Origin of the sequence: Pseudomonas sp. p21, from assembly GCF_001642705.1 — a bacterium.
Taxonomy (GTDB): domain Bacteria; phylum Pseudomonadota; class Gammaproteobacteria; order Pseudomonadales; family Pseudomonadaceae; genus Aquipseudomonas.
The window spans coordinates 787,656-808,954 of record NZ_LWBV01000001.1; the positions used below are offsets into that span (position 1 = coordinate 787,656).

At 65.0% G+C, this 21,299-nt stretch carries 21 protein-coding genes, 2 pseudogenes and 1 riboswitch; of the genes and pseudogenes, 17 read left to right on the forward strand and 6 right to left on the reverse strand.

The features are described from left to right. Nucleotides 1-3 precede the first annotated feature (3 nt). Nucleotides 4-543, forward strand: coding sequence for a DUF2058 domain-containing protein (locus A4C63_RS03730; protein WP_063911543.1), 540 nt, complete (start codon nt 4-6; stop codon nt 541-543). Between the two features lie 46 nt (nt 544-589). Here the strand turns inward: A4C63_RS03730 and A4C63_RS03735 are convergent, their stop codons facing one another. The 4 genes from A4C63_RS03735 to purM form a co-directional block, all read right to left on the reverse strand. Beyond that, complete coding sequence (locus tag A4C63_RS03735) at nt 590-772, reverse strand: hypothetical protein (RefSeq protein ID WP_063911544.1); 183 nt, start codon at nt 770-772, stop codon at nt 590-592. Between the two features lie 281 nt (nt 773-1,053). Continuing rightward, nucleotides 1,054-1,764 carry a DUF3108 domain-containing protein gene (locus A4C63_RS03740; RefSeq protein ID WP_063911545.1) on the reverse strand — a complete coding sequence of 237 codons (711 nt, stop codon included), beginning with the start codon at nt 1,762-1,764 and terminating at the stop codon, nt 1,054-1,056. Between the two features lie 8 nt (nt 1,765-1,772). Next, the gene (gene purN / locus A4C63_RS03745; RefSeq protein ID WP_063911546.1) at nt 1,773-2,426 is read right to left on the reverse strand and encodes a phosphoribosylglycinamide formyltransferase; all 654 of its coding nucleotides are present in this window, start codon (nt 2,424-2,426) and stop codon (nt 1,773-1,775) included. Then, nucleotides 2,426-3,484, reverse strand: coding sequence for a phosphoribosylformylglycinamidine cyclo-ligase (gene purM, locus A4C63_RS03750; protein WP_013971366.1), 1,059 nt, complete (start codon nt 3,482-3,484; stop codon nt 2,426-2,428). Before purM ends, purN begins: the two co-directional genes overlap by 1 nt. Nucleotides 3,485-4,071: 587 nt before the next feature. Here purM and A4C63_RS03755 point away from each other — a divergent pair. From A4C63_RS03755 to A4C63_RS03775, 5 genes are all read left to right on the forward strand, one after another. Continuing rightward, on the forward strand, nt 4,072-5,139 hold the full coding sequence (locus tag A4C63_RS03755) for a DUF2066 domain-containing protein (protein WP_063911547.1): 1,068 nt from the start codon (nt 4,072-4,074) through the stop codon (nt 5,137-5,139). Nucleotides 5,140-5,151: 12 nt separating this feature from the next. Next, entirely contained in the window at nt 5,152-6,225 is a 1,074-nt protein-coding gene (locus A4C63_RS03760) for an AI-2E family transporter (RefSeq protein WP_046616663.1), read from the forward strand. 387 nt (nt 6,226-6,612) lie between these two features. Further along, nucleotides 6,613-7,320 (forward strand): DnaA regulatory inactivator Hda, encoded by a 708-nt coding sequence (gene hda / locus A4C63_RS03765; protein WP_003252443.1) that lies wholly within the window; start codon nt 6,613-6,615, stop codon nt 7,318-7,320. A 125-nt stretch (nt 7,321-7,445) separates the two neighbouring features. Then, nucleotides 7,446-8,099 carry a C40 family peptidase gene (locus A4C63_RS03770; protein WP_063911548.1) on the forward strand — a complete coding sequence of 218 codons (654 nt, stop codon included), beginning with the start codon at nt 7,446-7,448 and terminating at the stop codon, nt 8,097-8,099. A 139-nt stretch (nt 8,100-8,238) separates the two neighbouring features. Next, nucleotides 8,239-8,772: a C40 family peptidase gene (locus tag A4C63_RS03775; protein WP_063911549.1), complete on the forward strand. Its 534-nt coding sequence runs from the start codon at nt 8,239-8,241 to the stop codon at nt 8,770-8,772. 45 nt (nt 8,773-8,817) lie between these two features. Here A4C63_RS03775 and A4C63_RS03780 read toward each other — a convergent pair. Beyond that, nucleotides 8,818-10,126 (reverse strand): annotated as a pseudogene (locus A4C63_RS03780) (sorbosone dehydrogenase family protein). A 670-nt stretch (nt 10,127-10,796) separates the two neighbouring features. Between A4C63_RS03780 and A4C63_RS03785 the strand changes: the two are divergent. Continuing rightward, a pseudogene (locus A4C63_RS03785) lies at nt 10,797-11,059 on the forward strand (DUF3077 domain-containing protein). 223 nt (nt 11,060-11,282) lie between these two features. Here the strand turns inward: A4C63_RS03785 and A4C63_RS03790 are convergent. Continuing rightward, nucleotides 11,283-11,861 carry a hypothetical protein gene (locus tag A4C63_RS03790; protein ID WP_063911550.1) on the reverse strand — a complete coding sequence of 193 codons (579 nt, stop codon included), beginning with the start codon at nt 11,859-11,861 and terminating at the stop codon, nt 11,283-11,285. 167 nt (nt 11,862-12,028) lie between these two features. Further along, a riboswitch (cobalamin riboswitch) is annotated at nt 12,029-12,249 on the forward strand. Nucleotides 12,250-12,368: 119 nt separating this feature from the next. Between A4C63_RS03790 and cobO the strand changes: the two genes are divergently transcribed. Genes cobO through A4C63_RS03840 form a run of 10 tightly spaced genes read left to right on the forward strand, consistent with a single transcriptional unit; the run spans nt 12,369 to nt 21,122 of the window. Beyond that, a complete protein-coding gene (gene cobO, locus A4C63_RS03795) occupies nt 12,369-12,980 on the forward strand; it encodes a cob(I)yrinic acid a,c-diamide adenosyltransferase (RefSeq protein ID WP_063911551.1) in 612 nt (203 codons plus the stop codon). After that, complete coding sequence (locus tag A4C63_RS03800) at nt 12,977-14,272, forward strand: cobyrinate a,c-diamide synthase (protein WP_063911552.1); 1,296 nt, start codon at nt 12,977-12,979, stop codon at nt 14,270-14,272. Before cobO ends, A4C63_RS03800 begins: the two co-directional genes overlap by 4 nt. Then, on the forward strand, nt 14,269-14,919 hold the full coding sequence (gene bluB, locus A4C63_RS03805; protein ID WP_063911553.1) for a 5,6-dimethylbenzimidazole synthase: 651 nt from the start codon (nt 14,269-14,271) through the stop codon (nt 14,917-14,919). Before A4C63_RS03800 ends, bluB begins: the two co-directional genes overlap by 4 nt. After that, nucleotides 14,916-15,824 carry an adenosylcobinamide-phosphate synthase CbiB gene (cbiB, locus tag A4C63_RS03810; protein ID WP_063911554.1) on the forward strand — a complete coding sequence of 303 codons (909 nt, stop codon included), beginning with the start codon at nt 14,916-14,918 and terminating at the stop codon, nt 15,822-15,824. The genes bluB and cbiB overlap by 4 nt, the downstream gene beginning before the upstream one ends. After that, a complete protein-coding gene (cobD, locus tag A4C63_RS03815) occupies nt 15,817-16,809 on the forward strand; it encodes a threonine-phosphate decarboxylase CobD (RefSeq protein ID WP_063911555.1) in 993 nt (330 codons plus the stop codon). The genes cbiB and cobD overlap by 8 nt, the downstream gene beginning before the upstream one ends. Further along, entirely contained in the window at nt 16,806-18,260 is a 1,455-nt protein-coding gene (locus A4C63_RS03820) for a cobyric acid synthase (protein WP_063911556.1), read from the forward strand. Before cobD ends, A4C63_RS03820 begins: the two co-directional genes overlap by 4 nt. Before the next feature lies 1 nt (nt 18,261). Next, nucleotides 18,262-18,783, forward strand: a complete 522-nt coding sequence (gene cobU, locus A4C63_RS03825; RefSeq protein WP_063911557.1) for a bifunctional adenosylcobinamide kinase/adenosylcobinamide-phosphate guanylyltransferase — start codon at nt 18,262-18,264, stop codon at nt 18,781-18,783. Next, nucleotides 18,780-19,835 (forward strand): nicotinate-nucleotide--dimethylbenzimidazole phosphoribosyltransferase, encoded by a 1,056-nt coding sequence (gene cobT / locus A4C63_RS03830; protein WP_063911558.1) that lies wholly within the window; start codon nt 18,780-18,782, stop codon nt 19,833-19,835. The genes cobU and cobT overlap by 4 nt, the downstream gene beginning before the upstream one ends. Further along, nucleotides 19,832-20,398 carry a histidine phosphatase family protein gene (locus A4C63_RS03835; protein WP_063911559.1) on the forward strand — a complete coding sequence of 189 codons (567 nt, stop codon included), beginning with the start codon at nt 19,832-19,834 and terminating at the stop codon, nt 20,396-20,398. The genes cobT and A4C63_RS03835 overlap by 4 nt, the downstream gene beginning before the upstream one ends. Nucleotide 20,399: 1 nt before the next feature. Further along, nucleotides 20,400-21,122 (forward strand): adenosylcobinamide-GDP ribazoletransferase, encoded by a 723-nt coding sequence (locus A4C63_RS03840; RefSeq protein WP_063911560.1) that lies wholly within the window; start codon nt 20,400-20,402, stop codon nt 21,120-21,122. The last annotated feature ends 177 nt before the right edge of the window (nt 21,123-21,299 follow it).

Sequence of the window (21,299 nt, forward strand, 5' to 3'; positions counted from 1 at the left end):
TTCATGAGCCTTTCCCTTCGCGACCAATTGCTCAAAGCCGGTCTGGTCAACCAGAAACAGGTTTCCCAGGCCAACAAGGCCGAGAAGAAACAGAAACGCCTGGAACACAAAGGCCAGGTCGAGGTGGACGACAGCCAGCAGCGCATGGCCAAGGAAGCCATGGCCGAGAAAGCCAAGCGTGACCAGGAACTGAACCGCCAGCAGCAGGAAAAAGCCGAGCAGAAGGCGCGGGCCGCGCAGATCAAGCAGCTGATCGAAGCGACTCGCCTGCCGAAGCTGAGCACCGAGGACTACTACAACTTCGTCGACGACAAGAAGGTCAAGCGCATTGCCGTCAATGCCCTGATGCGCACCAAGCTGAGCAATGGCGCGCTGGCCGTGGTGTCGTTTGCCGGTGGCTACGAGGTGATCCCTCGTGAGGCGGCGCTGAAGATCCAGGAACGCGACCCCAACCGTATCCTGCTGCTGAACACCCATGTCGAGGAAGCCGACGAGGACGACCCGTACGCGGCCTACAAGATCCCTGATGATCTGATGTGGTAAACACGAAAAACCCCGCCTTGGCGGGGTTTTTCATTTGAAGATGGGGTCATTGCGTGGCGCGCTGGTTTTCCAGGTTTTCCAGCTCTATACGGTACTGGTGCGCTTCGTGTTCGTTGTGGAACATCCCTACCAGCTGGCCTTGTTGATGCACATCCCAGATCCGCACGCCAGCGGCCAGGCCTTCGTGGGACATTTTCGATTCGTCGCGTTCGGTTACTTGGACTGTCATCGCTAAACTCCACTGCTTCAGTTGGCTGCGACACTGTGTCGCACAACCTCTTTATAGAGTTTGTTAGCAGGCTAAGTAAATAAAACGGGCATGAAACAAGTTTCATGGAAGCCGGAGCGCAGTCAAATGTGGGAGCGGCCCTGGCAACCCTGAGTGAGGGCCGTGGGGCCGCTGCGCGCCCCTTTCGCGACGCAAGGCCGCTCCCACAAGAGCGCGCCTTCTCCAGTGCATAAAAAAGCCCCGCACCAGGCGGGGCTTCGGGTACTGCTGGCAGCGCTGGCTCAGTTGCCCTTCACCGGCTTGCCATCGACCGTGCCATCCTGCAGCACGATCACGTATTCCTTGCCATCGGTCTCGACCTGGCGCAGTTGCACCAGCAGGTAGTCCCAGTTCTTGGCGAACCACAGCTCGGTGATACGCTTGCTCTGGCTTGGGTCGCGCACGCGCTCGACCTTCACCGCATCGACCTGGCCGGTCTTGGTGGTGACTTTCTCAGTGCCCAGTACGCGGAAGTCGTAGGTGTCGATCTCGTCACCGTCGACCACCTGGTAGGTCATGCTCTTCTTGCCGGCGGCCACGTCATGCTGCAGGGCCAGCTGGTAGGACGACTTGTCCAGCACGCCGCGGTTCAGCGGCAGGCTGACGGCGTCGCCACGGTCGCTGCCGGTGACCTTCTTGCTGTTCCAGTCGAAGGTCAGGTCGACCTTCTTGGCCTTGCCCAGGCCGCCACGCTCGAAGTGGTACTTCTGCGGCAGCAGGGTGTCGTTGTCCATGCGCAGGGAGCTTTGCTCGGTCAGGCTGGCGATCATCATGGAGGCCTTGAAGTTAAGGTCCCAGGTACCGTTGGCATTCTTGACCAGGCTGCGTTCGGCGGTGCCGCTCATGGGCAGCTGCTTCCAGTCGGCGGTATAGCTGGCCGAGAAAGGCTTCAGATCAGCTGCCTGGAGGGGCAGGGCGAGCACGGCGAGAGCCAAGAGCAGGGCGCGACGCATAAATTCTCCTAGGATCGAATCAAGTGACCGCTGGCCGCCAGGGGTTGGCCATCCAGTAATGCACCCTGTTCGCCAAGACGCAAGCGCCCTTCAGCGAACCAGCGCACCGCCAGCGGGTAAATCAGGTGCTCCTGGCGGTGTACCCGCTGTGCCAGGCTTTCGATGGTGTCGTCAGACGCCACCGGTACCACAGCCTGTACGACCAGTGGGCCGCCATCGAGTTCCTCAGTCACGAAGTGTACGCTGCAGCCATGCTCGGCGTCGCCTGCCTCCAATGCCCGGCGGTGGGTATGCAGGCCCTTGTATTTAGGCAGCAGCGACGGGTGGATGTTGAGCAGGCGGCCCTGGTAGTGGCGCACGAAGTCGCCACTGAGGATGCGCATGAAACCGGCCAGCACCACCAGGTCCGGGGCGAAACCGTCGATGCGCGCCATCAGCGCGGCATCGAAGGCTTCACGGCCGTCGAACTGGGTGTGCTCGAGCACGACGCTGTCGATGCCGGCCGCCGCGGCGCGTTGCAGGCCGTAGGCATCGGCGCGGTTGGAAACCACCGCACGGATGCGCACCTGGCTGTCCTGGCCTTGGCAGCTGTCGATCAGCGCTTGCAGGTTGCTGCCGGAGCCCGACAGCAGTACCACTACATTGCAGGTCTTGCTTGGCATCAGTGTGCCTTGAGGTTCTGCAGCTCGACCTGGGCAGCGCCCTCGGCGGCTTCGGCGATGTGGCCGATCACCCATGGTTGTTCGCCAGCGGCGCGCAGTTCGTTCAGGGCGGCTTCTACCTGATCCTGGGCCACGCAGATGACCATGCCGACGCCGCAGTTCAGCACGCGGTGCATTTCATGCTCGTCGACGTTGCCTTTTTCCTGCAGGAAGTCGAACACCGCCGGGCGCTGCCAGCTGGCCACGTCGATGACCGCCTGGGCGTTGGCCGGCAGTACGCGCGGGATGTTGTCCAGCAGGCCGCCACCGGTGATGTGGGCCATGGCCTTGACCGCGCCGGTGTTCTTGATCAGCTGCAGCAGCGGCTTGACGTAGATGCGGGTCGGCGCCATCAGCAGGTCGGTCAGCGGCTTGCCGTCCAGCTGGGTGTTCTCGATGTCGGTGGCGGACACTTCAAGGATCTTGCGGATCAGCGAGTAGCCGTTGGAGTGCGGGCCCGAGGACGGCAGGGCAATCAGTGCGTCGCCGGTGGCAACCTTGGAACCGTCGATGATCTCGGCCTTTTCCACCACGCCGACGCAGAAGCCGGCCAGGTCGTAGTCTTCGCCTTCGTACATGCCAGGCATTTCGGCGGTTTCACCACCGACCAGCGAGCAGCCGGCCAGTTCGCAACCGGCACCGATGCCGGTGACCACGGTTGCGGCCACGTCGACGTTCAGTTTGCCGGTGGCATAGTAGTCGAGGAAGAACAGCGGCTCGGCGCCGCACACGACCAGGTCGTTGACGCACATGGCGACCAGGTCCTGGCCGATGCTGTCGTGCTTGTTCAGGTTCAGTGCCAGGCGCAGCTTGGTGCCGACGCCGTCGGTGCCGGAGACCAGCACCGGCTGCTTGTAGCCGGCCGGGATCTCGCAGAGGGCGCCGAAGCCGCCCAGGCCACCCATGACTTCAGGGCGTGCGGTGCGTTTTGCCACGCCCTTGATGCGTTCGACCAGTGCTTCGCCGGCGTCGATGTCTACACCGGCGTCCTTGTAGCTCAGGGAGGGTTGCTTGCTCATTGATCCAGGCCTTTAGGAGGGAGGGATTCTTAAAAAACGACCATGACGGCCAAGGCCGGCTGGTAAGCGGCGGCTGCCTGAAACGTCAGTGGTCTGTGGAGGCGCGCGATTTTATCAGGGTTGCCGGGCAGCGGCCATCCTCAGGCCGACGGGCAGGGCATGAAAATAGGTAAAAAGTTGGGGGTGTTCGCCACGAGAGGTGTGGCGCCTGTGAGATCGCGCGCCGCCCGCGCGGCGCTTCGCAGCACAAGGCTGCTCCTACTTCTGTTTCGGGCCAGTAACGCCTGTGCCATTGCACACGACCGCCTTGTTTGCCCGACCCAATATCGAGGTGGACGCCAAGGGGGCGCGCGCCTTTGCCTCAGGATTAACTGGCCCGAAACAGATGTAGGAGCAGCCTTGTGCTGCGAAGCGCCGCGCGGGCGGCGCTCGATCTCGCAGGCGCTGAACCTGTTGCGGCGAACACCTGTCAGACCCATCACATCTCCCCGGCAATCTCCGCAACCAATCTTTCATCCTCGCGACTGGTTACCTTGCGCCCCCGTGTATAAGGTATAGGCATTGCGGTAAGTGGACAGGAATCCTCCATGCGTCTCTTCAATATTCTGGCGGTCGGTTGCCTGGTCCTGATCTCGGCCACTGCCCAGGCTGAAAGTGTCTCCGGCCTTTACCAGGTGCGCGAGCCGGTCACCGGGCAGGGCGCCGAAGCCCGTGCCGAGGCCACCGCCAAGGCCCTCGATACCCTGGTAACGCGCCTGACCGGCGACCCCAGGGCGGCGCAAAGCCCGGCATTGGCCGGGTTGCGCAAGGACCCGCAGCAAATCATCAACCAGGTTGGCAGCGAAGCCGGGCCACCCGAGTCGGTGCTGGTCGAGTTCGACCCTGGCAGTACCGAGCGGGCCTTGCGCAAGGCCGGCCTGGCCTTGTGGGGCAGCAACCGTCCCTCGATCCTCGGCTGGTGGCTGAACGACAGTGCCGAGGGCAGTAACCTTGTCGGTGACGGCCAGGCCAGCGCCCAACCCCTGCGCCGTGCCGCCCAGCACCGTGGCCTGCCGTTGCGCCTGCCGCTGGCCGACCTACAGGAGCAACTGGTGGCCAATGCCGAGCACATCGACGGCAGCGACCCGGCCCCGTTGCGCGAAGCCTCCGACCGCTACGGGGCCGATGCCTTGCTGGCGGTGCATGCCCGGGAAGCCGATGGCAAGTGGCAGGGCAATTGGCAGCTGTGGCTGGGCGACCAGCGTGAGCAAGGCACTGCCGAAGGCGCCGATCCGGCAGCGCTGGCTGACGCCGTGATGCTGGCGCTCAGCAGCCGCTTGGCGCCGCGCTACGTCACCCGCCCGGGTGCCAGCAGCCAGTTGCAGGTGCAAGTGCAGGGGATGAACCTGCAGCGCTACGGCGAGCTTGCCCGCGTGCTCGAACCCTTTGGCCCGCGCTTGCAAATGGCTGAAGGCGGCACCCTGACCTACGGTGTCACCGCCAACCGCGATCAGCTGCGCGCCCAGCTCGGCCTGGCCAAGCTGCAGGAAGTACCGATAGAGCAGGTGCCTGCGGTGCCGGCCACGCCAGCTCCGGCAGACGCTGCCGGGGGCGGGCAACCAGTGCCGGCCCAGCCTGCACCCAAGCCGTTCGACGGCTTGCGTTTTCGCTGGTAAGGGGAGCACACCGTGACCGACGTACGTCGCTGGATCTGGCTGGGTGTTGCCCTGCTGGTCGCTGTGCTTCTTTATAGCCTGCACAACATTCTTACCCCGTTCCTGGTCGGCATCCTGCTGGCCTACCTGGCCGACCCGCTGGTGGATCGCCTGGAACGCCTGGGGCTTTCGCGCACCTGGGGCGTGGTGGTGGTGTTCGGCCTGTTCACCTTGCTGTTGCTGGCCTTGCTGCTGGTGCTCGTTCCGCTGCTGGCCAAGCAGCTGGTGCGCCTGTACGAGCTGGCGCCGCAGATGCTCGACTGGCTCGAGCACGTGGCATTGCCCTGGGTGCAGAGCCGCCTGGGCCTGGCTGACGGCTTCTGGAAATTCGACAAGATCAAGGCCGCCATCGGCACGCACATGGGGCAGACCACCGATATCGTCGGTGTGCTGCTGTCCCATGCCACCGCTTCGGGCCTGGCGCTGATGGCCTGGCTGGCCAACATGGTGCTGATCCCGGTGGTGGGTTTCTATCTGCTGCGTGACTGGGACCTGATGATGGCCAAGCTGCGCGGCCTGCTGCCGCGCCAGCGTGAGCCGCAAGTGATGGGCCTGGCGGGCGAATGCCATGAAGTGCTGGGGGCGTTCGTGCGTGGGCAACTGATGGTAATGGTGGCCCTGGGCATCATCTATTCGGCCGGGCTTATGCTGGTGGGGCTGGAGCTGGGGTTGCTGATCGGCATGCTCGCCGGGCTGGCTGCCATCGTACCGTACATGGGCTTCATCATCGGCATCGGCGCGGCCTTGGTGGCTGGCCTGTTCCAGTTTGGCGGCGACCTGTACCCGATGTTGGGCATCGTCGCGGTGTTCATGGTCGGGCAGGCGCTGGAAGGCATGGTGCTGACCCCGCTGCTGGTGGGAGACCGCATCGGTCTGCACCCGGTGGCGGTGATTTTCGCCATCCTGGCCGGCGGTGAGCTGTTCGGCTTTACCGGGGTGCTGCTGGCGCTGCCGGTGGCGGCTGTGATCATGGTGCTGCTGCGGCATGTGCATGACCTGTACAAGGAATCGGACATGTATGCCGGGGATATCGACCCGGAGTTGTGATGGAAGGGCTTGTACGGTCCATGTGGGTTTATCGAGGCGTCGAACCGCCGCGAACAATGCGACATGGTATAGGGCACCGGCTTCGCCGGTGTTCGCGGGTGAACCCTAATGCCAGTCAGTCAAGCAAATTGGGGCCGCTTTGCGGCCCTTCGCGGGCTTGCCCGCTCCCACAGGTGTGTCGCTGAGCCCATGATTTACCTGCCCCCTGTTGGAGCGGGCAAGCCCGCGAAGGGCTGCAAAGCAGCCCCAAAACAGCCCAAGAAAAGCGCAACTCGTTGATTTTACTTGTGCTATCCGCTGCTGTGATTGTGCACCCCGCGCTGCGGGTATAGACTTTGCACATTGTTCACCAAAGGCCCCCTGCGGTCCTGTCGACCGCCCGCGAGCATGAAACCACCGATCCAGTTGCCCCTGGGTGTGCGCCTGCGCGATGACGCCACCTTCATCAACTACTATCCGGGCGCCAATGCCGCGGCATTGGGCTACGTCGAGCGGCTATGCGAAGCCGACGCCGGCTGGACCGAGAGCCTTATCTATCTGTGGGGCAAGCAAGGTGTTGGCCGTAGCCACCTGCTGCAGGCCGCCACACACCGCTTCCAGCAACGCGGTGAGCCAGCCGTCTACCTGCCACTGGCGCAGTTGCTCGATCGTGGCGTAGAGCTGCTCGACTACCTGGCCCAGTACGAACTGGTGTGCATCGACGACTTGCACGTGATCGCCGGCAAGGCAGACTGGGAAGAGGCCATGTTCCACCTGTTCAACCGCCTGCGTGACAGCGGCCGGCGCCTGCTGCTGGCTGCCTCGGCATCGCCGCGCGAGCTGCCGATCAAGCTGCCGGACCTGAAGTCGCGGCTGACCCTCGCCCTGGTGTTCCAGATGCGTGGCCTGTCCGACGAAGACAAGCTGCGTGCCTTGCAACTGCGTGCTTCGCGTCGTGGCCTGCACCTCACCGACGAAGTTGGCCACTTCATTCTTACCCGCGGTGCACGCAGCATGAGTGCGTTGTTCGACCTGCTCGAACGCCTCGACCAGGCCTCGTTGCAGGCACAACGCAAGCTCACCATTCCTTTCCTCAAGGAAACCCTGGGCTGGTAACCCCGAAAACGCGGGGCCAGAGCGGCAAAACAAAAAAGTCACATCTTTTTCGATAAAATTTGCAAATGGCCATGATAGAGGGCATAGTTTCACCCTTCTAAAGGATTACAGACACGGTCGTGCCCATGCTGAAGCGCTTCGCACCCCTCGTGCCACTCGCACTCGTGACCCTGCTTTTTGGCTGTGCGGCCCAAGGCCCGGCTTCTCATTCAGAGCAGCAGCCTCAGGATCACAACCCCATCGCCGCACAATCGGCGTTCAAGGCCAAAGCCTCGTCCTCGTCGGTATTCGGCGAGCCGGAAGAACTGGCCACCGAAGATGACCTGGAGGCCTTCTCCAGCAGCAAGCCTTACCAGCTGCCAGCTCTGGCTGACAGCGTTCTCGAGCGCGGCATGTCGCTGATCGGCACCCGCTACCGCTTCGGTGGTACCTCGGAGCAGTCCGGCTTTGACTGCAGTGGCTTCATCGGCTACCTGTTCCGCGAAGAGGCGGGCGTGACCCTGCCGCGCTCCACGCGTGAAATGATCAACGTCGATGCCCCGAAAGTGGCCCGCAACAAGCTTAAGCCTGGTGACCTGCTGTTCTTCAGCACCAACGGCCGCGGCCGCGTCAGCCATGCCGGCATCTACCTGGGTGACAACCAGTTCATCCACTCCAGCAGCCGCCGCAGCGGTGGCGTGCGCATCGATAGCCTCGGTGACCGTTACTGGAGCAAGACCTTCATCGAAGCCAAGCGTGCCTTGGCCATGGCGCCGACCACCAATATCGCGCGCAACTGATAGCAAAATGATATATCCTGCCGCGGCGGCGATGCTTTGAAAAAAGCTCGCCGCCGTGCGCATTTATAGAAAGCGTCTAATCTAATTTCTCAACTCTTTTCGGCTGCGGCCCAGCGGTCTCAGACAGGATGTTCTGGCCATGGTAAAGATGGCGCGCTTCGCATTTCTCTCCCTGGCAGCCTTGCTGGCTGCCTGCTCCAGCCGTGCGCCTGCGCCGGCCCCTGTGGTGCAGCCGCAGGTTACCTATAGCCAGCCCAGCCCTTCGCCGATTGCCGATGACGTGTTGATCCGTGCAATCGGCCTGGTGGGTACGCCTTATCGCTGGGGCGGCAACACCCCGGACTCCGGTTTCGATTGCAGTGGCCTGATCAAGTACGTCTACCGTGATGCTGCCGGCATAAGCCTGCCGCGTTCGACGCGGGAGATGATCGTCATGCGTGCGCCGACCGTGGATGCCAAGTCGCTGCAATCCGGTGACCTGGTGTTCTTCGCCACCAGTGGCGGCTCGCAGGTCAGCCATGCCGGCATTTATGTCGGGGAAGGGCGCTTCGTGCATGCCCCTTCCAGCGGTGGCACGGTGCGCCTGGACTACCTGTCCAACAGCTACTGGGCCAAGGCATACCTGCAGGCCAAGCGCGTCATTCCGCAAGGGCATCTGGCGCAGAACCCCTGAATACCCGGGCTGCAAAGCGGCCCCAATCTTGGTAGCCGTCCGGGCTCACGGCGCCTTGCCCACCCGCCAGACCACATTGCCGACATCGTCGGCCACCAGCACGCCGCCACGCCCATCGTTGATTACCCCGACTGGGCGACCCTTGGCCTTGCCATGCTCATCCAGAAACCCGGTGAGCAGGTCCACAGGTTTGCCCGAGGGTTTTCCTGACGGGTCGAACGGCACGAAAATCACCTTGTAGCCACTGTGCGGCTTGCGGTTCCACGACCCGTGCTGGCCCACGAATGCCCCTTGTTCGAAGGGTGGTGGTAGCCCATTCGGTTCGGCGAATGCCAGCCCCAGCGATGCCGTGTGTGGGCCCACGGCATAGTCGGGCACCAGCGCCTGGGCTACTTTTTCAGGCGCTGGTGGTAGCACGCGCTCGTCCACATGCCGGCCGTAGTAGCTGTAGGGCCAGCCGTAGAAACCGCCGTCCTTCACGGAGGTGATGTAGTCCGGTACCAGATCGCTGCCGATTTCGTCACGCTCGTTGACTGCGGTCCACAACGCACCGCTGTTTGGCTCCCAGGCCAGGCCGTTAGGGTTGCGCAGGCCGGTGGCGAACAGGCGGTGCTGGCCGCTGGCGGGGTCCACTTCCCAGATCGCGGCGCGTCCCTGTTCCTTGTCCATACCGTTTTCGCCTACGTTGCTGTTGGAGCCGACTGTCACGAAAAGCTTCCTGCCATCAGGGCTGGCGATCACGTTCTTGGTCCAGTGGTGGTTGAGCGGTCCGCCGGGCAACTCGACCACCGGCTGGCCTTCATTGCGAATTTGCAAGGCTCCGGGCTCGTAGTGAAAGCGCAGCAGCCTGTCGGTGTTGGCGACAAAGAGGTCCTTGCCTACCAGCGCCATGCCGAACGGTGAGTTGAGCTCTTCGATGAAGGTCGTGCGGATTTCAGCCACGCCGTCGTGGTCGGCATCACGCAGCAGGGTGATCCGGTTGGCGCTGGGGACGCCTGCACCTGCGCGCTTCATCACCTTCTTCATCATCCAACCGCGCAGGCCCTTGCCATCTTCGGGCTTGGGCGGGGCATTGGTTTCGGCCACCAACACGTCGCCGTTGGGCAGCAGGTATAGCCAGCGAGGGTGGTCGAGCCCGCTGGCGAACGCTTTCACCTGGGTGACTGGTGCTGCTTCGGGCTTGACGTCCGTGGGCCAGCCCACTGCTGGAGCGATATTCACGGTGGGGAGGGTAGTTTTGACCGGAGCAGGCAACTGGGGGGGGTGGGCCACTGCCATCGAGTACATCCAGCCGCGCGGTTTCGCCGCAGGCAGTCAGGCTGGCGGCCAATAACCAAGGCATCAGGTGTTTCATGGGCGGTGTCCTCCTAACAGGGCCTATGGAACTGAGAGGTCGGCGATATTCGCCAGGTTCCCGGCAGCCATCCAACTGTCGTTGCTTTTGCTTTTGCTTCTAAGCGCGCGATAGTTCAGGCGCCGCCGATTGCGACTTCAGGAGGCCGAGCGAAGGGACTGCGTAGGGAGGTGACGGGCATCCATGCCCGTCACCTCCCTCCGCAAGACCTCTGCTCGGCCTCCTGAAGTCGCGAAGATCAAGATCAAGATCAAGATCAAGAGCAAGAGCAAGAGCAAGCAGGTCTGGTGGTGGCTCAATGTGCCAGTGAGATGCGCCGCTGCTGTTGCAAAGGTGGCGTGGGGGCGAGACCAAGAATCAGATTTAACACCTTTCTTGTAGGCCGTTTCCCAAAGATACTCTCAACACCTATTCTCCGTTGCGCGCGCCAAATGCGGTCTCTAGTCTCGGCATGTCGTTGACCTTCAATGACCGGGTTAGCCGCCCGAAATCGTCAGACATCGCAGCTGAGCAATACCGAGTAATCGGCATTGGCGCCTTATGGCGGCTGTGCGTGGGGCACCTGCGGGTGCGCCGGGTGCCTGACGTCCCGGTCGGCTAACCCACGTACAGCTGCCACCATACTGTTTAGCCGCGGTTGGTGGTCGCTTCACTACGACAGGAGCCTTAAATGACCACCGAAGACACGAAATGCACAGTTGGCAAAACCATATTCTTTCAAGGTGAAAACCAGCCCCACCCCTGTTCCGCATCGAACCCGGCATCTCCTGCCAGAACGCCCGCGAACTAGCCTCGGAATTGATCGGCTATGCACGGGACCTGACCATCGACGGCCTGATGGAAGACAAGCCAAAGCTGATCTGGGCCGCGCACTACCTTTGCGCCTTGGGCAAAGCGCTGCTGGATGATGCCGAACTCGGCATGATGCGTTAAAGCCTGAAAGGCGCGCAGACCATTCGCGGCATGGGCCGCGCTCTCATGGAGCCGCATATAACTGAAAGGGTTAGCAGGGGCTCTGTGGGAGGGGGCGCGCCCGCGAACACCGGCGCAGCCGGTGCCAGCCACCGCGTTGGATTCTTCGCGGGCACGCCCGCTCCCACATAAACCACGTCGCGCTTGCTAACGCGTTCCGGCCCCGGCCCGAGCCGAAGTTGCTTCAAGCCTGCTTGAGCAACAACGCCACCCCCGGGAAATACTGCCCCAGCTCGTTGTGCAACTTGCGGTAGGCATACGGGAAGTACCAGGCGATGGCACAGGCGGTATGTTTCTGCAGATCGTCGACCAGGTCCTGCAGTTCCTCGGGACTGGCGTGCTGGCCGGCCTTCCACGGGCTGATGAACAGCGCTCCGGCCTTCAATTGGCTGGGGTAGGCCACCTGGCGGGCGAGGGCAGCGGTCTGCTGCAGGGCGTCGGCCATGTCCAGCCGGGCGATTTTCGGCCAGCGCTGGCTGGCACTGAGGTATAGCGCTTCACCGGCACTGCTGAGCAACAGGTCGCAGCGCCCTTCGTATTCACCTTCATCGCGCTGCTTCTTGCCGGCAAACTGCTGCAGTGCCGCCAGCTCGGCCTGCCAGGCCGCCGCGGCAAGCAACCCGGTATTGGCGGCTGCCCCATGCCAGTACGGTGCTTCGGCATCGCCGGCAAACTGGTTGAAGCGGTCTATGCAGTCGCCCCAGCGCTCCAGCACCGGGGCAAGAAACTCCAGGCGCGGGTTGTTGATGATCTGGCCTCGCATGCTGCGCTCTCCTGTTGTCGTTGTGATCGCGTTCAGCTGAAAGTGATGGCTATGTGATATCACTGTATCCAGTGTGGCACAACCGGGTGAATTGGCCATTACCCGGGCGGTGACTGTTCGGCTGCAAAGCGGCCCGCTTCGATTGACGCTCCCGGTGCAACCCTCTAACCTTCGCGCGTGTTTCAGGTGCCCTGCCAGCCCCGTCTGGGCAGGGTGAAACTGGGAAGCCGGTGGGTGCCAGCATGGCGCGATTCCGGCGCTGCCCCCGCAACGGTAGGTGAGTCGCGGCCGCGCAGGGCCACTGGGTGCCAGCACCCGGGAAGGCGCGCAGGCCTGGGCCCAGGCCCGCTCACAAGCCCGGAGACCGGCCTGATACTGCCAACGGCATCACGGAGGGTGATGCGCGGTGCACCGTGGCTTACGGCCACGGCCCCTGCGCGTTCTCCGTCTGCCCGCCTATTACCTGTCGCCACGCGTTGCCGTGGCGCCAGCCAGCGGAGAACCCTGATGAGCGAATCCACCGAACGCGACGAACGCCACCTGGCGCGCATGCAGCGCAAGAAGGCGATCATCGACGAACGCATCGCCAATTCCCCCAACGAGTGCGGCCTGCTGCTGGTGCTGACCGGCAATGGCAAGGGCAAGAGCAGCTCGGCCTTCGGTATGCTCGCGCGCGCACTGGGCCATGGCATGCAGTGCGGTGTGGTGCAGTTCATCAAAGGCCGCAACAGCACCGGCGAAGAGCTGTTCTTCCGCCGCTTCCCCGAGCAGGTGAGCTACCACGTGATGGGCGAGGGCTTTACCTGGGAAACCCAGGACCGCCAGCGCGACATCGCCGCCGCCGAAGCGGCCTGGGCCGTGTCGCGCCAGTTGCTGCAAGACCCGAGCGTGCAGTTCGTGGTGCTCGACGAACTGAACATCGCCCTCAAGCATGGCTACCTCGACCTTGACCAGGTGCTGTCCGACATCCAGGCCCGCCCACCGATGCAGCATGTGATCGTCACTGGCCGTGCCGCGAAACCCGAGATGATCGAACTGGCCGACACCGTGACCGAGATGGGCATGCTCAAGCACGCCTTCCAGGCCGGCATCCGTGCACAGAAGGGCGTCGAACTGTGAGCCAGCCGCGCCACTGCCCCGCCGTCCTGATCGCGGCACCGGCCTCTGGCCAGGGCAAGACCACCGTCACCGCCGCCCTGGCCCGGCTGCACCGCAACCTCGGGCGCAAGGTGCGGGTGTTCAAGTGCGGGCCTGACTTTCTCGACCCGATGATTCTTGAGCGGGCCAGCGGCGCGCCGGTGTACCAGCTCGACCTGTGGATGATCGGCGCCGAGGAAAGCCGCCGCCTGCTGTGGGAAGCAGCCGGTGAGGCAGACCTGATCCTGATCGAAGGGGTGATGGGGCTGTTCGACGGCACGCCGTCCAGCGCCGACCTGGCGCGTCACTTCGGCGTGCCGGTGCTGGCGGTAATCGACGGCACGGCCATGGCTCAGACTTTCGGCGCCCTGGCCTTGGGCCTGGCACGCTACCAGGCGGACCTGCCGTTTGCCGGTGTGCTGGCCAACCGGGTAGGCAGCCTGCGCCACGCACAACTGCTGGAAGGCAGCCTGACCGAAGGCCTGCGCTGGTATGGCGGTTTGTCCCGTGAGCGCGGTATCGAGTTGCCCAGCCGCCACCTGGGGCTGGTCCAGGCCAGCGAGCTGAACGACCTGGACGCCCGTCTGGACGCCGCTGCCGAGGCGCTGGGTGCCAGTTGCGATGCTGCCTTGCCGCCGCCAGTGACCTTTGCCGAACCCGATCCGCAAGCCAGTGCTGCGTCGTTGACCGGTGTGCGCATCGGCGTGGCGCGGGACGAGGCCTTTGCCTTCACCTATGGCGCCAACCTCGACCTGCTGCGCAACCTGGGCGCACAGCTTGAGTTCTTCTCGCCGCTGCATGACCACGAATTGCCGGCAGTGGACAGCCTGTACCTGCCGGGCGGTTATCCCGAGCTGCACCACCACGCCTTGGCCGCCAACGCGCCGATGAGCGAAGCGATCCGCGCCCATCACGCCCAAGGCAAACCGTTGCTGGCCGAATGCGGCGGCATGCTGTACCTGCTCGATGCCCTGACTGACGTAGCCGGCGAGCGTGCCGAGCTGCTCGGCCTGCTGCCGGGTGAAGCGACCATGCAGAAGCGCCTGGCGGCCCTGGCGCTGCAGGCGGTGGAAATGCCGGAAGGCATCCTGCGCGGTCACACCTATCACCATTCTCTGACCAGTACCGCACTGGAACCGATCGCCCGTGGCCTGAGCCCCAACGGTGGTCGCGGCAACGAAGCGGTGTACCGCCTGGGGCGGTTGACGGCTTCCTACGTGCACTTCTACTTCCCCTCCAACCCGGATGCGGCGGCGGCGCTGTTGCGACCATGAGTGAACACGCCTACAGCGACGCCGAGCGCGCCGCGATCTACCGGGCCATCGGCGAACGCCGTGACATGCGCCATTTCGCCGGTGGCGAGGTGGCCCCGGAAGTGCTGGGCCGCCTGCTGGCCGCCGCGCACCAGGCGCCAAGTGTCGGGCTGATGCAGCCCTGGCGCTTCATCCGCATCACCCAACGCGACCTGCGCGCCCGTATCCAGGCCCTGGTGGAAGCAGAACGGGTGCGTACCGCCGAAGCCTTGGGCGAGCGCTCCGACGCCTTCATGAAACTGAAGGTGGAGGGTATCAACGACTGCGCCGAACTGCTGGTGGCCGCCCTGATGGACAACCGCGAGCCGCATATCTTCGGCCGCCGCACCCTGCCGGAAATGGACCTGGCCTCGCTGGCCTGCGCCATCCAGAACCTGTGGCTGGCAGCCCGTGGCGAAGGCCTTGGCATGGGCTGGGTGTCGCTGTTCGACCCGCAGGCGCTGGCGGCGCTGCTGGGCATGCCGGCCGGGGCCAAGCCCGTCGCGGTACTGTGCCTGGGGCCGGTGACCGAGTTCTACCCGGCACCGATGCTGGTGCTGGAAAACTGGGCCGAGGAACGGCCCTTGAGTGAAATGCTCTTTGAGAACCAATGGGGAGAACGCCAATGAGCGTGGCCTTGCTGACCGTGGCCGGCGTGGCCCTGGATGCCTTGCTGGGCGAACCGCAGCGGCGCCACCCGCTGGTGGCCTTCGGCAACATGGCCAGTAACCTCGAGCGCCGCCTGAATGCCGGTGGGCGCGGCTGGCGCAGCCACGGGGTGAGCGCGTGGTTCCTGGCCGTGGTGCCGCTTACTTTGGTGGTGCTGATCCTGTCCTGGCTGCCGTACATCGGCTGGCTGGTCGACGTGCTGGCACTGTACTGCGCCGTCGGGCTGCGCAGCCTGGGCGAACACGTGTTACCGGTGGCCAGTGCCTTGCGCCAGGGCGACCTGCAGGAAGCGCGGCGCCGTGTGGGCTACCTGGTCAGCCGCGAAACCCGCGAACTGGACGAGCCCGCCGTGGCCCGGGCGGCCACCGAATCGGTGCTGGAGAACGGCAGCGACGCGGTGTTCGCCGCGCTGTTCTGGTTCGTGGTGGCCGGCGCGCCGGGCGTGGTGCTGTACCGCCTGAGCAATACCCTGGATGCCATGTGGGGCTACCGCAACGAACGCTTCGAACGCTTCGGCTGGTGCGCGGCGCGCGTCGACGATGTGCTCAACTATATTCCCGCCAGGCTGGTGGCATTGACCTACGCGCTGCTGGGCAAGACCCGCCTGGCCCTGGCCTGCTGGCGCAAGCAGGGCCCACTGTGGGACAGCCCCAATGCCGGGCCGGTGATGGCCGCCGGTGCTGGCGCGTTGGGGGTGGAGCTCGGTGGCCCGGCGGTGTACCACGGCGAACTGCATGAGCGGCCACGCCTGGGTGACGGGCCCATGGCCGACGCCGACGCCATCGAGCGTGGCTGGAGCCTGGTGCAGCGCGGCGTGTGGCTGTGGCTGCTGGTGATCTGCCTGGGGGCCTATATCAATGCTTGAACACGGAGGCCGCCTGCTGCGGGCGGTACGGCAATACGGCATCGCCCGTGAGCAGTGGCTCGATCTGTCCAGCGGCATTGCGCCATGGCCTTTCCCGATCCCACCGATTCCCATGGAGGCCTGGGCTCGCCTGCCGGAGACGGAGGATGGCCTGGAGGACGCCGCGCGCGCGTATTACGGCGCCCGCCAATTGCTGCCGGTGGCCGGTTCCCAGGCTGCGATCCAGGCTTTGCCGCTGTTGCGCGCAGCCGGCCGGGTTGGGGTGCTGACGCCGTGCTATGCCGAGCACCCATACGCCTGGCAACGGGTGGGGCACCAGTTGCTGGAGCTGGACGAAGCGCAGGTCGAGGCGACGCTCGACAGCCTCGACGTGCTGGTGCTGGTCAACCCCAACAACCCCACCGGCCGCCGGGTGCCGCGAGAACGCCTGCTGGATTGGCACGCACGCCTGGCCGCCCGTGGTGGCTGGCTGCTGGTCGACGAAGCGTTCATGGACAACACCCCGGCGGATGGCGTGGTTGATTGTGCCGAGCGCCCGGGGCTGATTGTGCTGCGCTCGTTCGGCAAGTTCTTCGGCCTGGCCGGCGTGCGTCTGGGGTTCGTTGCCGCCGAACGCAGCCTGCTGCTGCGCCTGGCCGAGTTGCTTGGCCCGTGGACCGTCAATGGCCCGACCCGGGTGCTGGCCCAGGCCAGCCTGGCCGATCACGCCGCCCAGCGTGTGCAGGTCGAACGCTGTGCTGCCGCCAGCCAGCGTCTGGCTATGCTGTTGCGCGGCGCCGGCCTGGCGCCCAGCGGCGGTTGCGACCTGTTCCAGTACGTGCGCAGCGAGCATGCTGCGCAACTGCATGACTTTCTCGCTCGCCGCGGCATCCTGGTGCGCCTTTTCGAGCAGCCGCCGGCGCTACGCCTTGGGCTGCCGGCCTGTGCGGCGGACGAACAGCGCCTGGCTCAGGCTCTGGCGGCCTATCAAAAGGAAACGGCATGACCACCCTCATGGTGCAAGGCACCACCTCCGATGCGGGCAAGAGCACACTGGTGACCGCGCTGTGCCGCTGGCTGTTGCGCCAGGGTGTCGGCGTGGTCCCGTTCAAGCCGCAGAACATGGCGCTGAACAGCGCGGTGACCGCTGACGGCGGTGAAATCGGCCGGGCCCAGGCGGTGCAGGCCCAGGCCTGCCGGCTGGAACCACACACCGACATGAACCCGGTGCTGCTCAAGCCCAACAGCGACACCGGCGCCCAAGTGATCATCCATGGCCGTGCTGTCACCAGCATGAACGCAGTGGCCTACCACGACTACAAGGCTATCGCCATGCAGGCGGTGCTGGCTTCGCATCAGCGCCTGAGCGCTGCCTGGCCGGTGGTCATGGTCGAAGGCGCGGGGTCTCCGGCGGAGATCAACCTGCGTGCCGGTGACATCGCCAACATGGGCTTTGCCGAAGCGGTGGATTGCCCGGTGATTCTGGTCGCCGACATCAATCGCGGTGGCGTGTTCGCCCACCTCGTGGGCACGCTGGAGCTGCTGTCACCCAGTGAGCAGGCGCGGGTAAAGGGCTTTGTCATCAACCGCTTCCGCGGCGACATCGCCTTGCTGCAGCCGGGGCTGGACTGGCTGGAGCAGCGCACCGGCAAGCCGGTGCTGGGCGTGCTGCCATATGTCACCGATCTGCATCTGGAAGCCGAAGACGGCATTGACGCGCGCCAGGGGGCAAAGGCCGAGCGCGTGCTCAAGGTGATCGTCCCGGTGCTGCCGCGCATCAGCAACCACACCGACTTCGACCCACTGCGCCTGCACCCGCAGGTGGACTTGCAGTTCATCGGCCCGGGCCAGCCGATCCCGGCTGCCGACCTTATCATCCTGCCGGGTTCCAAGAGTGTGCGCGGCGACCTGGCACAATTGCGTGAGCGTGGTTGGGACAAGGCCATCGACCGGCACCTGCGTTATGGTGGCAAGCTGATCGGAATCTGCGGAGGCCTGCAGATGCTGGGCCGCGAAGTGCATGACCCGCTTGGTCTTGAAGGGGCCGCTGGCTTCAGCCCGGGGCTTGGCCTGTTCGATTACGCCACGGTGCTCGAAGCCGAGAAGCAACTGCGCAACGTTGCCGGCGCCCTGAACCTCGAAGCAGTGCCGGTTGCCGGTTATGAAATTCATGCCGGCGTCACTACGGGGCCTGCCCTGGAGCAGCCTGCCGTGCAACTTGCCGATGGCCGTTGCGATGGTGCTGTCAGTGCCGATGGCCAGATACTTGCCACCTACCTGCATGGCCTGTTCGAGGGCAGCCAGTCGTGCGCGGCGCTGCTGCGCTGGGCGGGCCTGGAGGATGTGCAGGTCGTCGATTACCAGGCCCTGCGCGAACGCGATATCGAGCGCCTGGCCGACCTGGTGGAAAAGCACCTGGACACCGCGCGCCTGCGCCAACTCTGTGGGGTGGCCTGACATGCTCAACCTGATCCTCGGCGGCGCCCGCTCGGGCAAGAGCCGCCTGGCCGAACAGCTGGCCAGCGCCAGTGGCCTGCCGGTGACCTACATCGCCACCAGCCAGCCGCTGGATGGTGAAATGAACGAACGTGTGCTGCTGCACCGCCAGCGTCGCCCCGATGACTGGGGGTTGATCGAAGAACCCCTGGCCCTGGCCGCAGTATTGCGCGCCGAAGCGGCCGAAGGGCGCTGCCTGCTGGTGGATTGCCTGACCCTGTGGCTGACCAACCTGCTGATGCTCGAAGACGACCAGCGCCTGGCCGAGGAGCGTGATGCGCTGCTGGCCTGCCTGGAACAGTTGCCGGGCACGGTCATCCTGGTCAGTAACGAAACCGGCCTGGGCGTCGTGCCCATGGGCGAGTTGACCCGGCGCTATGTCGACCTGGCCGGCTGGCTGCACCAGACTGTGGCCGAGCGCTGTCAGCGTGTGGTGCTGACCGTGGCCGGCCTGCCCCTAATGCTCAAAGGACCTGCACTATGACCCAAGCCTGGTGGCGTGACGCCTGCCAACCCCTCGACAACGCCGCCATGGACCAGGCCCGCGCCCGTCAGCAGCAGCTGACCAAACCTGCCGGTTCGCTCGGCCAGCTGGAAGGCCTGGCCATTCAGCTGGCCGGCCTGCAGGGGCGTGAGCGGCCAATGCTGGATCACGCTGCAATCAGCATTTTTGCCGGTGACCACGGTGTGGTCGAGGAAGGCATCTCGGCCTACCCGCAAGCGGTTACCGGGCAGATGCTGCGCAACTTCGTCGGCGGTGGCGCGGCGATCAGCGTGCTGGCGCGCCAGTTGCGGGCAAGCCTGGAAGTGGTCGACCTGGGCACCATCGACCCGCACCTGGAACTGCCTGGCGTGCGCCATCTGCGCCTGGGCGCCGGTACCGCCAACTTTGCCCGCCAGCCAGCGATGACCGAAGGCCAGCTGCAGGCCGCCCTGCAGGCCGGTCGCGATAGTGCCCTGCGGGCCGCCGAACAGGGCGCGCAGCTGTTCATCGGTGGCGAGATGGGGATTGGCAACACCACGGCAGCCGCCGCCCTGGCCAGTGTCCTGCTGGGCTGCCCACCGGCTGAATCGAGTGGCCCGGGTACCGGCCTGGACCACGCCGGGGTGCGGCACAAGGCCGAGGTCATCGAGCGGGCGCTGAGCCTGCATGGCCTCAGCGCCAACGATCCATTGCAGGCGCTGGGCTGTGTCGGTGGTTTCGAGATCGCGGCCTTGGCCGGTGCCTACATTGGCTGCGCGCAGGCGGGTATCGCAGTGTTGGTGGACGGCTTCATCTGCAGCGTCGCCGCGCTGCTGGCGGTGCGCCTCAACCCGCAGTGCCGGGCCTGGCTGCTGTTCGCCCACCAAGGCGCAGAGCCCGGGCACAAAGCCGTGCTCGACGCGTTGCAGGCCGAGCCGTTGCTGGCCCTGGGCCTGCGCCTGGGCGAGGGCAGTGGGGCTGCCCTGGCCGTACCGCTGTTGCGCCTGGCCTGTGCGCTGCACGGGCAGATGGCTACCTTCGCCGAGGCGGCGGTGGCGGACCGCCCGGCATGATCCTCGACCTGCTGCGCCATGGTGAAACGGAACAGGGCGGCCTGCGTGGCAGCCTTGATGATGCCCTGACCGACAAAGGCTGGGCGCAGATGCGTGACGCCGTGGCCGAGGCCGGCCCGTGGGAGGTGCTGGTCAGTTCGCCGTTGCAGCGCTGTGCGCGTTTTGCCGAGGAACTGGGCGAGCAACTGAACCTGCCCGTACAGCGCGAAGCGGCGTTGCAGGAGCTGCATTTTGGCGACTGGGAGGGCCGTAGTGCGGCGCAGATCATGGAAGACCAGGCGGACGCGCTGGGGCGCTTCTGGGCCGACCCTTATGCGTTTACGCCGCCCAATGGCGAGCCGGTCGAGGCGTTCGCCGAGAGGGTGCTGGCGGCTGTCGAGCGCCTGAGCCGTCAGCATGCTGGCAAGCGTGTGCTGCTGGTCACCCATGGCGGCGTGATGCGGCTGCTGCTGGCCCGTGCTCGTGGCTTGCCGAGGGCGCAGTTGCTGCAGGTCGAAGTCGGTCACGCTGCGCTGATGCGACTGGTGCCGGGTGACGACGGCCAGTGGGTGGAGGGGCGCTGAGATGTTGCCGTTGTGGATTGCCTTGCAGTTCCTCAGCAGCCTGCCGGTGAGCCTGCCGGGCATGCCGGCGCCGCGCGAGGTGGGGCGTTCGCTGCTCTGGTACCCGTTGGTCGGGTTGTTGTTCGGCCTGTTGCTGTGGCTGGCCAGCCATTTCCTGCAGGGCACGCCGGCGCCGCTGCATGCGGCCCTGCTGCTGACGTTGTGGGTGTTGCTCAGTGGCGCCTTGCACCTGGATGGCCTGGCGGACAGCGCCGACGCTTGGCTGGGCGGCTTCGGTGACCGCGAACGCACCTTGCAGATCATGAAAGACCCGCGTAGCGGGCCTATTGCCGTGGTCACCCTGGTGCTGGTGCTGTTGCTGAAGTTCTGTGCCTTGTGGGTGCTGGTCGAGCAGGGTGTCGGGGCGCAGTTGCTGCTGGCACCGTTGATCGGGCGGGCGGCGATGCTCGGGCTGTTCCTGAGCACGCCTTATGTGCGACAGGGCGGTTTGGGGCAGGCGCTGGCCGAGCACCTGCCTCGGCCAGCGGCCGGGTGGGTGCTGCTGGGCTGTGCGCTCCTCTGCCTGGTCCTGGGGGGATGGATCGTGGTGCTGGCGTTGGCGGTGTTTGCCTGGTTGCGACAACTGATGTGCCGGCGCCTGGGCGGGACTACCGGCGATACCGCTGGTGCAATGCTGGAGTTGCTCGAACTGACCGTGGTGCTGGGGTTGGCGTTGGCCCTCTGAGCCTTTGCTAAGGATGCAGGGCCGCTCCTACAAGTGACCGCGCGAGCAGGATGTTCCTGTAGGGGTTTTCTGAGCCTAACGTGCTGGCAAATTCCTGAAAAAACTAAGCAAGAGCCGGCATTTTGTCACTGGCGTATGCTTGCCCCTTCGCTAACTGTCGAGGAGTGTTGGCACCAT